At 71.7% G+C, this 13,948-nt stretch carries 13 protein-coding genes; 6 read left to right on the forward strand and 7 right to left on the reverse strand.

What is annotated here, in order from left to right; translation table 11 throughout:
- Nucleotides 1-176: 176 nt before the first annotated feature.
- The 3 genes from G448_RS0102640 (at nt 177) to G448_RS16945 (ending at nt 3,954) form a co-directional block, all read left to right on the forward strand.
- A complete protein-coding gene (locus G448_RS0102640; RefSeq protein ID WP_390882891.1) occupies nt 177-1,400 on the forward strand; it encodes a pyridoxal phosphate-dependent aminotransferase in 1,224 nt (407 codons plus the stop codon).
- 263 nt (nt 1,401-1,663) lie between these two features.
- Nucleotides 1,664-2,458 carry a hypothetical protein gene (locus G448_RS16940; protein ID WP_051268543.1) on the forward strand — a complete coding sequence of 265 codons (795 nt, stop codon included), beginning with the start codon at nt 1,664-1,666 and terminating at the stop codon, nt 2,456-2,458.
- A gap of 98 nt (nt 2,459-2,556) precedes the next feature.
- Nucleotides 2,557-3,954: an HNH endonuclease signature motif containing protein gene (locus G448_RS16945; RefSeq protein WP_245572162.1), complete on the forward strand. Its 1,398-nt coding sequence runs from the start codon at nt 2,557-2,559 to the stop codon at nt 3,952-3,954.
- A gap of 68 nt (nt 3,955-4,022) precedes the next feature.
- On the opposite strand, the gene G448_RS0102650 is transcribed toward G448_RS16945, so the two are convergent.
- Entirely contained in the window at nt 4,023-5,270 is a 1,248-nt protein-coding gene (locus G448_RS0102650; RefSeq protein ID WP_026406721.1) for a phosphotransferase, read from the reverse strand.
- 241 nt (nt 5,271-5,511) lie between these two features.
- Between G448_RS0102650 and G448_RS0102655 the strand changes: the two genes are divergently transcribed.
- Nucleotides 5,512-6,537 carry an adenosine deaminase gene (locus G448_RS0102655; protein ID WP_026406722.1) on the forward strand — a complete coding sequence of 342 codons (1,026 nt, stop codon included), beginning with the start codon at nt 5,512-5,514 and terminating at the stop codon, nt 6,535-6,537.
- A 126-nt stretch (nt 6,538-6,663) separates the two neighbouring features.
- Here the strand turns inward: G448_RS0102655 and G448_RS0102660 are convergent, their stop codons facing one another.
- From G448_RS0102660 to G448_RS0102680, 5 genes are all read right to left on the reverse strand, one after another.
- On the reverse strand, nt 6,664-8,076 hold the full coding sequence (locus G448_RS0102660; protein WP_084436251.1) for an MFS transporter: 1,413 nt from the start codon (nt 8,074-8,076) through the stop codon (nt 6,664-6,666).
- 66 nt (nt 8,077-8,142) lie between these two features.
- Nucleotides 8,143-8,973 carry a glycerophosphodiester phosphodiesterase family protein gene (locus G448_RS0102665; RefSeq protein ID WP_211227949.1) on the reverse strand — a complete coding sequence of 277 codons (831 nt, stop codon included), beginning with the start codon at nt 8,971-8,973 and terminating at the stop codon, nt 8,143-8,145.
- Nucleotides 8,974-9,104: 131 nt separating this feature from the next.
- Nucleotides 9,105-10,334 carry a UDP-N-acetylmuramate dehydrogenase gene (locus G448_RS0102670; RefSeq protein ID WP_026406725.1) on the reverse strand — a complete coding sequence of 410 codons (1,230 nt, stop codon included), beginning with the start codon at nt 10,332-10,334 and terminating at the stop codon, nt 9,105-9,107.
- 107 nt (nt 10,335-10,441) lie between these two features.
- On the reverse strand, nt 10,442-10,540 hold the full coding sequence (locus G448_RS17305) for a 30S ribosomal protein bS22 (protein WP_003792170.1): 99 nt from the start codon (nt 10,538-10,540) through the stop codon (nt 10,442-10,444).
- Nucleotides 10,541-10,713: 173 nt separating this feature from the next.
- Nucleotides 10,714-10,956 carry a helix-turn-helix domain-containing protein gene (locus G448_RS0102680; RefSeq protein ID WP_026406726.1) on the reverse strand — a complete coding sequence of 81 codons (243 nt, stop codon included), beginning with the start codon at nt 10,954-10,956 and terminating at the stop codon, nt 10,714-10,716.
- Nucleotides 10,957-11,140: 184 nt separating this feature from the next.
- On the opposite strand from G448_RS0102680, the gene G448_RS0102685 reads away from it, so the two are divergent.
- Both G448_RS0102685 and G448_RS0102690 read left to right on the forward strand, forming a co-directional pair.
- The gene (locus G448_RS0102685; RefSeq protein WP_245572153.1) at nt 11,141-12,763 is read left to right on the forward strand and encodes a TrkH family potassium uptake protein; all 1,623 of its coding nucleotides are present in this window, start codon (nt 11,141-11,143) and stop codon (nt 12,761-12,763) included.
- A gap of 35 nt (nt 12,764-12,798) precedes the next feature.
- The gene (locus tag G448_RS0102690; RefSeq protein ID WP_026406728.1) at nt 12,799-13,302 is read left to right on the forward strand and encodes a hypothetical protein; all 504 of its coding nucleotides are present in this window, start codon (nt 12,799-12,801) and stop codon (nt 13,300-13,302) included.
- On the opposite strand, the gene G448_RS19085 is transcribed toward G448_RS0102690, so the two are convergent.
- Complete coding sequence (locus G448_RS19085; protein ID WP_315558994.1) at nt 13,257-13,565, reverse strand: helix-turn-helix domain-containing protein; 309 nt, start codon at nt 13,563-13,565, stop codon at nt 13,257-13,259. The two genes, G448_RS0102690 and G448_RS19085, sit on opposite strands and share 46 nt — an antisense overlap.
- Nucleotides 13,566-13,948: the final 383 nt, after the last annotated feature.

A 13,948-nucleotide genomic window follows, 5' to 3' on the forward strand; every position in this document is an offset into this window, starting at 1 on the left:
TGGGAGCGCGTGGACCGCGCGGCGCAGGGCGCCCGCGCCGCCGGCGGCACGGGGCGAGCCGCCGCGGCGCCCACCGAATGCCCCAAGCCGCACCACGGGCCGATCATGAGGCTGGCGATCGCGGTCCGACGCGATGTGACGAGCGCGTGACACCCGCGCGTGGGACCATCGGATCCGTGAGCACTGCACGCATCGCGCCCGGCGCCCGGGTCTCCTCGCGCCTGGCCGCCATCGCCCCGTCCGCCACCCTCGCCGTCGACTCCAAGGCCAAGGCGCTCAGGGCCGCCGGCCGCCCCGTCATCGGATTCGGCGCCGGCGAGCCCGACTTCGCCACCCCCGGCTACATCGTCGAGGCCGCCGTCGCCGCCGCCGGGGACCCCGCCAATCACAAGTACACGCCCGCCAAGGGACTGCCGGCCCTGCGCGAGGCCATCGCCGCCAAGACGCTGCGCGACTCCGGCTACGAGGTCTCCCCCGACGACGTCATCGTCACCAACGGCGGCAAGCAGGCCGTCTTCGAGGCCTTCGCCGCGCTCGTCGACCCGGGCGACGAGGTGATCCTCCCCGCCCCCTACTGGGTCACCTACCCGGAGTGCATCCGCCTGGCCGGCGGCACCCCCGTCGAGGTCTTCGCCGGCGCGGACCAGGACTACAAGGTCACCGTCGCCCAGCTCGAGGCCGCCCGCACACCGCGCACCAAGGCCGTCCTCATCTGCTCGCCCTCCAATCCCACCGGCTCCGTCCACACGCCCGCCGAGCTCACCGCCATCGGACGGTGGGCGCTGGAGCACGGGGTGTGGGTCATCACCGACGAGATCTACGAGCACCTCCTCTACGAGGACGCCGAGCCCGCCCACATCGTCGCCCTCGTCCCCGAGCTGGCGGACCAGGCCGTCGTCCTCAACGGCGTCGCCAAGACCTACGCCATGACCGGTTGGCGCGTGGGCTGGATGCTCGGCCCCTCCGACATCGTCAGGGCCGCCACCAACCTGCAGTCCCACATGACGAGCAACGTCGCCAACGTCTCCCAGCGCGCGGCTCTGGCCGCCGTGTCCGGGGACCTGTCCGCGGTCGCCGCCATGCGCAGGGCCTTCGACCGCCGTCGCCGCCTCATGATCTCCCTGCTCTCGCAGATCGATGGCCTGACGGTCCCCACCCCCAAGGGCGCGTTCTACGCCTACCCCAGCATCGAGGGCCTGATCGGACGGGATCTGAGGGGCCGCACCATCGACTCCTCCATCACGCTGGCCGACGCGATCCTGGAGCACGTCGAGGTCGCCGTCGTCCCGGGCGAGGCCTTCGGCCGCTCGGGCTTCCTGCGCCTGTCCTACGCCACCGGCGACGATGCCATCACCGAGGGCATCGGCCGCATCGCCGCCCTGCTCGCCGAGGCCGGGTGACGGGCTCGCGCACGCACTGGCGCGGCTCCGTCGGGGTCCTGCTCGGCGTCGCCGCGGCCGACGGGCTCGAGCACGCATCGCACGCACGGTCGCATCGGGCCCGCGGGCCCGCCGTGGAGTCCCGGGCCCGGCCCGGCACACGGCCGACCAGAGGCGGGCACGGAGACGGAGTGGGACGACCGAGGTCCGCGAACGCTGCGCGGTCGCAGTATTTTCGGGCTTCCGGGCTGGATTCAGGGGGCGGAGTCAACGAGACTGTACATATGTTCGAAGACCGCGGCTCCCCCGCGCCGGCCCTCCCGGCGGACGGCGGCGCGCCGCGGTCCTGCGATCCCGCCGGCCGCACCGACCCCGCGATCCATGCGATCGACCTCCGAGAAGAGGCTCTGGAGCGTCTGGCCGCCATGGTCCCGGGAGCGGAGTTGGCCGACGTGATCGAGCGGCTCCTGGGGTCTCTTCTGCGCCCGGCGTCGACGTCGGCTCCGCGCCCCGACGTACCCGACGCAACCGGGGGACCCCTTCTCGACCGGCCGGCGAGCCCCGGTGAACGGGCGCTGACCGAGGCCGCCGAGTCCATGGAGGTCGTCCCGGAGGCGGCCGATACTCTGGCGGACCTGGGGGCGGACGCCCTCAGCGAAGTGGTGGCCGCCTGCGCTCGGCTGTCCTCCTGGGCCCAATGGGCCGCCGCCCTGGCGGCCGCCTGCCTGGCCCGCACCCCCGAACTGAGCAACCACCCCGCTCAGCGGGGACCCGTGAACGACGGCTCGCACGTCGTCAGCGCCGAGGAGAACAGGTTCACCACCTCCAGCGAGATCGCCTGCCGCCTGGGGATCTCGCGCGTGCGGGCGCAGAAGGTTCTGGACCGCGGTCGGGCCCTCGCGACCAGCACTCTCGCGCCCACGGAGCGACTGCATCGGGCAGGCCTGATCGACGAGGCCAAGACCGCCCTGATCGCCAGCCGCCTGGACGCTGCGAGCCCGGCCAGGGCCGTACAGGAGCACGTGCTGCCGCGCGCCGTACCCATGCGCAGCTCGCCCGCGACATCGACCGCGCCCTGACCATCCAGGACCCCGACGGGTCCAGCCGGCGCCGCCTCCGCAACGCGGCGCAGCGCCGCGTCACCCGGCCACGTCCCGCGGGAGAGGGCGTGCACGAGATGGCGATGCTCCTGCCCACCATGGACGCGTTCCTGCTGGATTCCACTCTCAGCGCCGTAGCCGCCTCCGCGAGAGCCGCCGGCGACGGGCGCACCCCCTCGCAGTTGCGCGCCGATGCCCTGGTCGCCGTGAGCCTGCGCGCCCTGCGCACCTGTCAGCAGGAGGCCTGCCGGAGCGCTGAGACCGATCTCGCGGCCAGAACCGCCCCCATCCCGGCGTCCGCGGACCCCGGTGCTCCAGCGCGCCCGACGAACGCGAGCGCCACGGGCGGCCCCGTCTCCGAGGACGGTCCCGTCGGCAACGTCGCCGGCGCCTCGGAGCCGGCCGCCGGGGCCGAGCGCCTGATGCCCGACGGCGTCCCTCTGGAGGGGATGCTCACTGCTCTGAGCGACCTCGTCGGATCGACCAGCCCATCGTGGACGCCGTCGGGAACCGACCTCGTGCCACTGCCACCCGGACTGGTGGCGCAGGTCGACGTCACCGTTCCCCTGGACCGCCTCACCGACGTCCTCGACGATCCCGACGCCGGCCCACCCGCAGCAGGAGAGCAGGATCATGCAGTCCCGCCCAAGGCCATTCCATGCGGAACCGGTGGGATCCGAGCCATCGACCGTCGCCACGGATGCCATGAACATCCTGAACATCATGAGCATCATGAGCATCACGGGCGCTACGAACACCATGGCCATGACGAGGCGGCGACTCTGACGGTGGGTGGGTGCAGCGCGCCCGTGCCAGCGGTCGTCGCCCGCGCCCTGGCCGCGGGCGGCACCTGGCGACGAATCGTCACCGACCCCCTGTCCGATGCCGTCGTCGATGTGGGCCGCCGCCGCTATCGGCCCCCGGCCGCCATGGCGGATCTGGTGCGCGCCCGCGACGGCGCGTGCACACACCCGGGGTGCAGTACACCCGCACGTCGCTGCGATCTGGACCACATCACCCCGTGGAGTGCCGGTGGCATCACGTCCCTGGACAATCTGACGTGCCTGTGCCAGGCCCACCATCGCCTCAAGCACACGCCGGGCTGGTCGCTGAGCCGCGCCACCGATGGCGTTCTGGTCTGGCGCACCCCCCACCGGCGCCCGCTACCGGCGAGACCCCGACGGCACCATCACCATGCTCCCCGCAGGGTCGGGCCCCGGTCCGTCCTCCGCCCCGCGGCCCGCGTCCCCGACCGGCTGGCCGACGCGGTCACCACTGCGGTCCTGAACCGTCTCGACAAAGGACTCGCCCGGGCCGACCTCGGACTCTCCGAGACCCCGGGAGGGGCACCCGTCCTGGCCACTCGGGGCCCGCGTCCCGGGCAGCGACCCGGAGCCTACGAGACCGTCCCCTACGCCCAGGCCCTCCACACCCTCGGCCTGACCGCCCTCCTCGACGAGGTCCCACCCTTCTGAGCGAGCTCTGACGCCATCGGGCCCCGGCACCAGCAGGCTCCCCGGGCCCAGGACGGGTCGTCTCGTCGTCAGTGCGCGCCGCGCCTGGCCTGAATCTCGCGAGCCTGGGCGAGCCAGGACTCGGCGCGCGCGAGCCGCCCCTCGGCGTCGGGCCGCCACGGGCCGCCGTCCTCCCGACGTGCTCCCGCGACCAACGACAGGACGACGCCCGCGCAGCGGGCCCGTAGGGAGACCGGATCGACCTGCTGCTCCGCCAGGCGCGTCCACACCTCCAGCACCGGTCGCAGATGCGGGTACGAAGCGGGCGCCAGGTGATCCAAGACACTGACGTGGCCGAGCAGACAGGCGAGGTCATCCACGCGGTGACCGGGGCCCAGCGAGTCCACATCGAGCAGACTCGCCACGCCCTCCCCCTCCATGAGCACGTTGGCCTCGTAGAAGTCACCGTGCACGGGGACGACCGGACCCGGATCGCAGGCGGCCATGAGCTGCTCGACGCCATCGGCGACGGCGCGGGCGCGCAGAGCGTGCTCGGGCAGCACCGTCGAGGCCGCATGCGCGTAATGGCGAGCGCGCTCGGACCAGGCCGGGTGGGGGGTGAGGCGCAGGGCGCTGGCCGGCAGAGTGTCCAGCAGCGCGGCGAGAGAGGTGAAGACGCGTGCGGCGCGCCCCTTGTCCATGCCGTGGGACAGCAGACCCGACAGGGCCACGCCGCGCCCGGTCGAGAGCAGAACGAGGCCGTCCGGGTCGTCGCGCAGGACGTCGGGGGCGGGCACGCCCGCGGCGCGCAGCATGCGATGGCGCTCCGCGAAGGCGGAGGACTGACCGGGCCGCAGTACCTTGGCGTAGGCGGTGGTGGAATCGGGGTACGTCACGCGGACCACAGCGCGTCGCGTGGGCCGGTAGGCCACCATGGTGGCCTTGATGGCGGTCCCCAGACGCCGGGAGAGCAACGACGGCGTGCACGCGATCGCGAGCGCCGGCAACTCGGGGTCGGCGGGGTGCCGCCAGACGTGAACGACCGGCCCTTCCCCGCCCCGTGGCGCAACTCGGGTCAGGCCCGCCGCCTGAGGGTTGGACAGTCGCGCCGTGGTCGCGCACAGGTACTCGGTGCTGCGCGATCCGCTCGGAGAGACCACGACCGCGGTGTAGCCGACTGAGACACCGGCGCCGGGACGATGATGAACCGAGTGCACCTCCCAGCTCAGCAACTGTTGGCCGGCGGGGGCGAGCGCCCCGGCCAGGACAGAGGCTGCGCGCGGACCGGTCAGGAGGGCGACCTCCTCTGGCTCACGGGCGGCCTTCGTGCTGCTCATGGGAGTAGTGTGCCTCACCACGAGGTGCCAACCGTCCTACATCGCGCAGATCTTTTCCGGCCGAGCGCGGACGCCGCCGGGCCGGACGCGGGCGCCTCGAGCACCCCGCCGAGTACGGCGGAGCGACGTCGTCGAGCACACCCTGCCGAACACGGGCTCCGGGCCCGCGGTGGGGACGGGCTCCGGGCCCGCGGCGGAGGCTGCGCGGGCGACCGCTGTCGGCCGTGGCACAATCCCGCCCATGCGCGACCTCTCCCGTCTGCCCAAGGCGCACCTGCACCTGCACTTCACGGGGGCGATGCGCCTGGAGACGCTGGTGGATCTGGCTCAGGCCTCGCGCACGCGCCTGCCGTCGTCCTTCATCGACGGCGACCCGCTCCACGTCCCGGCCGACCATCGCGGCTGGTTCCGCTTCCAACGCGCCTACGACACCGCCCGTCACCTGGTCACGGCCGAGGAGACCATGCGCAGGATCGTGCTGGAGGCCGCACTCGATGACGCCGCGGAGGGCTCGCGGCGCCTGGAGATCCAGATGGACCCGACCTCCTACGCCCCCTTCGTCGGAGGCCTCACGCCCGCGCTGGAAATCGTCCTGGATGCGGCGGAGCAGGCGACGATCCTGTCTGGGGTCGAGGTCGCCGTTGTCGTGGCCGCCTCCCGCATGCGCCACCCGTTGGATGCGCGCACGCTCGCCCGACTCGCGGCCAGGTACGCGGGGGACGCCCCGGGCACCGTCGTCGGCTTCGGGCTGAGCAACGATGAGCGCGCCGGGGATACGAGCTCGTGGGGCCCCGCCTTCGCGATCGCCAGGCGCGCGGGACTCGCCTCCCTCCCCCACGGCGGCGAGCTTCTGGGGCCGGAGCACGTGCGCGACGTGGTAGCGGCCCTGAAACCGACCCGGCTGGGGCATGGCGTGCGCACGAGCGAGGACCCGGCACTGCTGGACTCCGTGGTGGCGGCGGGCATCAGCCTGGAGGTGTGCCCCGCATCGAACGTGTGCCTGGGGGTCTACCGCACTCCGGACGACGTGCCGCTGACGACTCTGCTGGAGCACGGGGCGCAGGTGGCACTCGGCGCCGACGACCCGCTCCTGTTCCAGACGAGGCTGACCGACCAGTACGAGATCGCGCGCCGACTGGGCCTGGACGACGACGCCCTGGCCGAGCTGGCCCGGGGAAGCATCCGCGCATCGCTGGCCTCGCAGTCCTCCAAGCAGACCTGGCTGGCCGAGATCGATGCGTGGCTCGTCGCCCCCGACCCGGCCTGAACGCGGCTCGGCCCGGTCTGGACACGGCCGGGCCCGGCCCGAACGCGGCCCGACCGCAGGGCGGCGAGCCGCCGCGAGACCGTCGCAGCATCGCTGGAGGATCGCCGCGGAGCCACCAAGAATCGGTCAGGAGACGGAGGCGCCCTCCCGCCGGGTCTCGTCACGTGCGTCAGCGGTCCGCCCGTGCCGGGAGGCGCGACGATTCGCGCGGTCGAGGACGACAGCGGTCGCGCAGCCGACCGCCGCGACGCTCGCGGTGATGATGAAGATGATCCGGTACCCGGCGGCCGGGTCGGAGGCGTGACCGTCGAGGATGCGACCATCGAGGTTGTAGCCCCACAGGATGGAGGCGTAGGCCAGCAGGGACCCGACGGCCATGGCCGAGCCATCGATCTCCTCGGGCAGCTCCAGCTCGCCGATCGGCGCCAGGATGACGGACTTGCCGAGGAAGGTGGCCAACGCCACCATGATGAGCAGGCCGACGATCGGCACGATCATGGCCGCGGTGACCGGCAGCGTCAGGATGATGCCGCACGCCACCGCGACGAAGCCCAGCGCGACCATCATCATCCGAGTGGACGACTTGAAGACGTAATCCGCCGTGACGCCCGAGATGATTCCGGCGAGCATGGCGATCAGCCCCACATTGAAGACGCCGAAGGCCGCCGCCACCGCGGTGGAGGCTCCGAAGACCTGCTGCACGTACGGGGCGGAGATGTACATGAGGTTGACGTCGCACCAGTACACGGCCATCGCGGCGATGCCGGCGAGCCAGATGCGGGGAAGGGAGAGCACGTGCAGCAGCCCCTTGAGCGCGGCCACCGAGTGCGAGACGCGCTCACCCGTGGCGATCCTGGTGTCGGGGACGTATCGCACCACGGCGACCATCATCGGCACCAGGAGCAGGGCGTAGGCGATGGCGAAGCCGCGCATGACGGTCGTCGTCGAGTCGGGCAGGAGCATGAGGACCAGGATGACGATCCCGTTCAGGACGAACTCGGTCAGGCGGCGGACCGCCTCCAGCAGGCCCATGGCCAGCCCCCTGCCCTTGCGATCCCGGTCCGCCGCCAGGATGCACACGCCGTTGGCGACGGCCGGCCACATGATGGCATCGACCACCGCCCAGGTGATCGCGATGACCCCCATGACCGCGAAGGGCGGATCGACCACGAACAGGATGAGGGAGGTGACCATCCTCCACCCGAGACCGCCCAGGATGATCGTGCGCACCCGTACCCGGTTGTTCACCCAGCCCGCGGGCACGTACAGGAACATGGCCAGACCGAGATAGGTCATGAGCAGCCCGAACTGGGTCTGGGTGATTCCGAGGGTCTGCTGCAGGGGAATCAGGAGCGACCCCTTGAAGGCCTCGAAGCTCGCGTAGATGACCTCTCCGGACAGGGCGATGGTCAGGAAGGGGAGGAGGCGGCCCCGGCGCAGGAACGGGGGACGACGGAGTGCCGGGAGGTGCGAGGATGCCGAGGGTCGTGAGGATGCTGACGATGACGAGGGGATCGAGGGCGCTGAGGATGCAGTCATGAGAGGGACTCCTGACAAGGAGGACGGATCGAGCAGACTGGGGGACGGGTCGTCGGGACGAGCCGGTCAGCGGGCCGGTCTCGCGTCGAGAAGGGGATAGACATCGGTGAACACGCCGGTGCAGCCCCAGGTGAACAGCCGGTCGGCGCGGTCGGGCCGATTGACGGTCCAGACGTTGACACCGTAGCCGGCCGCGCGGGCCGCGCGCACCACCGTCTCACTCAGGCCCGCGTCCTCAGGGTGGATCGCGACGGCGCCGCACAGCTCGGCGACCGAGCGCCAGTCGGGACGGATGGTCGCCGCCCTGTACAGGACGGCGGTGGCGTACCCGGGGTGGCGCTGGTGGAAGGCCATGAGCAGGGGCTGGCTGAAGGAGGACACGAGAACCTCCCTGCGCGCGTCGAGCCGTTCCAGGGCCGCGGCGAGGGCGTCGACCAGCTCAATGCTGCGAGCCGCCCCCTGCTCGTTGGCCTTGAGCTCGATATTGGCGTTGACGCAGCGCTCATTCATGAAGTCGATGAAGGCCCCCAGCGTGGGCAGGCGCTCGCCGGCGAAACCGGGATCGAACCAGCTTCCGGCGTCGATGCTCTCGAGATCGGCGGCCCGAAGCTCATAGATGCTTCCGCTGCGATCGGTTGTCCGGTCCAGAGCGGTGTCATGGATGAGCACGGGCGTGGAGTCGGCGAGCAGGTCGACGTCGGTCTCGATCCACTGCGCACCGGCGTCGGCGGCGGCGCGGAAGGCCGCCATCGTGTTCTCGGGCGCGGCCGATGACAGACCGCGGTGGGCGAGCACGGTGCGCTCGATGCTCGGGATATTGCGGCTCGGGCGCGCCACCGTCCGCGTGACGACGACGCCCCGGCATCCGTCGTCGGGCAAGGTCTTGGGGACCGGCATGCGCGGCCTCCTTCCCGCAGCGCTGATCCTCGGCGCCCGCCGGCACCACCCTAGCCGGACCTCGCGCGCCGCTCCCCTCCGCATCGGCGGCACGAGCCCGGCCACCGGAAGCCGCGGTGACGAGCGGGCCGTCACCACCCCACGGCGACGGGCTCGGGCACGAGGACGACTCCGTAGCGCTCCCGCACCCCCTCGACGATCGCGTCGCGCAGGGCGACCACGTCGGCGGCGGTGGCGCCGCCCCGATTGGTCAGGGCGAGCACGTGCTTGGTGGACAGGCTCGCCCGCCCGCGCGTCCCGGGCGCGGTGAAGCCCTTCGAGAAGCCGGCGTGGTCGATGAGCCAGGCGGCCGAGGTCTTGACCAGGCCATCGACGACGGGGGCGCCACGAGTACCGGCGACGGCCCGCGCGCGGTCGGCGACGGGGAACCGAGGGGCGTCCTCGGGGAGGGCCGCGGCCTCGGCCGAGGTGAGGATCGGATTGGTGAAGAAGGAGCCGGCGGACCAGGTGTCGTGGTCGGCGGCGTCCAGCACCATGCCCTTGGAGCGGCGCAGCGCCAGGACGGCCTCGCGCACCTCGCGGGCATCGACGCGGGCGCCCATCTCGACGTCGAGCGCCCCGGCCAGCTGGCTGTAGGCGATGGGGGCGGACAGGGAAGCCCGGTGCACGTGGAAGGTCACCGAGAGCACGACCCAGCGCCCCGTCGGGCCCCAGGTGCGGCCCGCCCCGACGTCCGGGTCGGTCAGGGACCGCTTGAGCGCGGAGTCGCGATAGGTCAGGCGCAACTCCGACAGCGGGATGTGGACCGTCCGCCCCGCGGCCCGGTCCCAGGCGCGCACGGAGGCGAGGAGCTCGGCGACCTCGGCGCCGTAAGCGCCGATGTTCTGCACGGGGGCGGCGCCGACAGTGCCAGGAATGCCCGACAGAGCGGCGAAACCGCCCCAGTCCGAGGCGACGGCCCGCCGCACGAGGTCGTCCCAGGTGGTGCCGGCGGTGGCGGTGACCTGCACGCCGCCGCACGGGTCGTCGGTCACGAGGTCGACCTCGGCCCGCGCATCACGCACGACGACGCCCTCGAAGCCCGCGTCGGCGGCCAGGATGTTGGACCCGCCGCCGATCACGAGCAGCGGTACCGAGTCGGCGTCGGCCTGCCTGACGGCGTCGATGAGCCCGGCCTCGCTGGTGGTCTCGACGTAATCGCCCACCGGCCCGCCCACGCGCAGGGTGGTCAGCTCGGCCAGGGCGGGCGCCGTCGCCGTCGGCGTGCCCGGGGTCCGGCCCAGAGCCTCGACGGACGCCGGCCAGTCGGCGGGGTCGACGGACTCACGAGGACTGACTGCGCCACTGGCGGACTGGCTCATCACTGGCTCCTGGGATCGGATCGGCGCTCCGAGACCCCGGCCGACATCCGACCATGGGGATGCGCTCCGCACGCGATGCGGAGTCTACGAGCGCGGCGGGGCGATCATCACTTCTTGTTGCGGCGCTGGTGGCGGGTCTTGCGGAGCAGCTTGCGGTGCTTCTTCTTGGCCATGCGCTTGCGGCGCTTCTTGATAACAGATCCCATGGGACTCCTCAGTTTGTTCATGCGCCCGGTGGCTCGACCGCGTCCTGGCGTCAACCGCCGACACCGGTCGAGAGCCGGACGAGCACGAGCGAGTACGGCGGCAGGACCACCGGCGCGCCCGCAGGCGCCCCGCATTCCGGCCACACTGGTGACTTGCGTGAGTCTAGCGGGTATCAGGAACCCGTCGACTCCGACTCCTCGTGGCCCCAGTCACCAAGACCGGCGGAGAGGTACTGTCTGACGGCGCGCTCGGGGACGCGGAAGGAACGGCCGACCTGCATCGCAGGCAGATCACCGGAGTGGACCATGCGGTACACCGTCATCTTGGAGACGCGGAGCATGGTGGCGACCTCGGCCACAGTGAGGAAGGAGGGGGTGCTCGAAGAGCCGGAAGGAGAAGGGATGCCCGGTGCCATGGGTGGTGAGTTTCCCGTCGTCGAATGTCGGTGGCGCAGCGGTGTCACCACCGCCGAGCGGGCCCGCCCCGGGGCAGACCCGCCGGGAACAATATAACCTGAGCCACTCGTGCCGCATAGACCATTTCCTCTCACAAGAGCCACTCGCGTCGCAGATCACATTTAGATCACGAAAGTTGACGAGATGAACAGACGACGCGCTTTACCGTCATCGAGCGGTCCAAGCAAGAATGGCCCCGTGCCCGCCTCGCACCCCCGCCTCGGCCCCGACAGCCCGCCGCCCCCTCGTGGAGGGGGCGCGAGGGGCGTACGCGCCCCCGTGACCCGGAACTGGCACGCCCCGACTCCGGCATTCGCCGGACGACGGCGCCCCTCACCCGTCACCGCGCCCCGGGGCCCCGGTGATCCTCGCGGTCCCGGCGAATCCAGGACCGCGAGGATCCTGGCGGTCCTGCAGCGGTGGAACCTGCGCGCCCGCGTGGCACGGGCCGCGCGCTTCACACCCGCCCGCCTGGCCGTCATCGTCTTCGCGGCCATCATCGCCGTGGTCACGATGCTGCTCAGCCTGCCCGTGGCGGCGGCGGACAACCGGCACGCCAGCATGATCGACGCCCTGTTCACGGCGACCTCGGCGGTGTGCGTCACCGGCCTGACCACCGTCGATACCGCGACCTACTGGTCGCCCTTCGGTCAGGCGGTCATCATCCTGGGCGCGGCCGTCGGCGGGCTCGGCATCATGACTCTCGCCTCACTGCTGTCCTTCGCCGTGTCCCGCCACGTGGGCCTGACCCAGCGCATGCTCGCGGCCAGCGAGAACCAGTCGCGCCTGGGCGACGTCGCCGCCCTGCTGCGAGCCGTGATGTACACGGCGATCGGCGCCGAGGCCCTGCTCGCGCTCGTCCTGCTCCCCCGCTTCCTCACCCTGGGCCTCGATCTCCGGCATGCCTGCTGGTACGCCTTCTTCATGGCGCTGTCGATCTTCAACAACGCCGGTTTCGTCGTCATGCCGGAGGGCCTGGCGCCCTACGCGACGGACTGGTGGATGGGTATGCCGATCGTGGTGGGCACCTTCGTGGGCGCCGTCGGCTTCCCCGTGATCCTGGACGTCGTGCGCCATCGACGCCGTCCACGCCAGTGGACGCTGCACACCAAGCTCACCCTGGCCACCTACGCCGCTCTATCGGTCGTCTCCACGCTGACCATCGCCGCCTTCGAGTGGACCAACCCCCGCACCTACGGCGCGCTGCCCGTGGGGGGCAAGATCCTGACGGCGCTGATCAACGGGGTCAATGCGCGCTCGTCGGGGCTGTCCACGATCACCTCCGAGCACATGCGCGAGGCGACCTGGTTCCTGCAGGACGCCCTCATGTTCGTCGGCGGCGGATCGGCCTCCACGGCCGGCGGCATCAAGGTGACGACCTTCGCCATCCTGGTCCTGGCGATCCTGGCCGAGGCCCGGGGCGATCGCGACATCGAGGCCTTCGGACGGAGCATCACCCTGTCGTCGGTGCGTCTGAGCGTGGCGGTCGCCTTCATCGGAGCCTCCATCATCGGCATCGCGACGCTGCTCATGCTGGAGATGACCAATCTGACGCTGGACCGCATCCTGTTCGAGGTGGTCAGCGCCTTCGCCACCGTCGGCCTGTCCACCGGGATCACGCAGACGCTCCCGACCAGCGCCAAGTACGTCATCGTGGTGCTCATGTTCGTGGGACGCGTGGGCACCATGACGGCGGCCACCGCCCTGGCCATGCGCGAGCGGCGCCGCGTGATCCGCATGCCCGCCGAGCGCCCGCTCATCGGCTGATGATGACTCACAGCGACTGACGGCGGCTGACGACGATGCGGTACGACGACCTGCTGGAGGAGGTCTCCGACCCGGAGACCATGCGGCTGCGCTCGCTGTCCCTGCGCGCCATCGCGCAGGGCATGTACGACGACGGCGCGCGGCTGGCCATGCGCGCGAGGACCGCCGCCATGACGGGCCGCACCCGCGCCGAGCAGGCCGGTCTGCACCTGAGCCTGATCACCTACGGCCCGGCCCAGCAGCTCGTCTCCGCGGCGGTCAGGCACCTGCTGGCGCATCAGTACGACGAGTGCCTGCACGCCGCGCAGCTGGCCGGCGCCCTGTACGAGTTCTCCGACGCCACCGACTACGACCTCAAGGAGTACTGGGAAGTCGTGGGGCTGGCCTACCGGGGTCTGGGCGACGAGCGCGAGATGGACAACGCCTTCATCCTGGCGAGGCTGTCGAGCTCGGATCCCCAGTGGGCATCGCAGTGGTCGACTCGGGAACCGGCTCAGGAGTCACCGCGCCCCGACTCCCCCGATCCCCCCGAGCGGTGATGCGGACCCCCGCCTCGGGCGCTCAGGAGGCGCGCGACCGCGCGGGCCGTCATAGCGGCGTCCCGTCGGCCGTACTCGCCGGTGATGATCCGTTCGACGACCGGATCCGCGGCCCGGCCGAGGACCGCCCGCACGAGGGAGCGCCTGCCCTCCGGGAAGTAGCGGTAGACCGTGCTCGACGACATGCCGGCCTCGGCGATGATCTCGTCCATCGAGGCGCCGTCGAAGCCCCGCCGGGCGAAGCAGATCTCCGCCGCCAGGATCCTGGCGACCCGCTGATCTCAGTACGACTGAGTGACGCGCGGCATGGCGTCAGGATACGGGGGTCGGCTCGGCGCATTCCGGAACTCACTCCTCGTTCTGCTCCGCGGGAGCGAGATCGGGCGGGATCAGATGGACACCATTCGGGGAGTCCGTTATCCCGACTCGATCTTCGCCAGCCGGCCTCCCGAGCCTCGAGCAGAGCCTTGACGAGGTCCGGCTTCCCCTTCCGGATCTTTCGGATCTCGGCCGGTCCCAGCGCCGGGCCGTCATACGGCATGGGATATCTCGCGGCGGCACGGCAGGGCGATCACGGCGGTCATCCCAACCGCCGCGGTTCGGGGCTCGGGCGAGTCCGTCGTCAGCGAGTACATTGACGCCCTGA

This window comes from Actinomyces gerencseriae DSM 6844 (assembly GCF_000429265.1).
Taxonomy (GTDB): domain Bacteria; phylum Actinomycetota; class Actinomycetes; order Actinomycetales; family Actinomycetaceae; genus Actinomyces; species Actinomyces gerencseriae.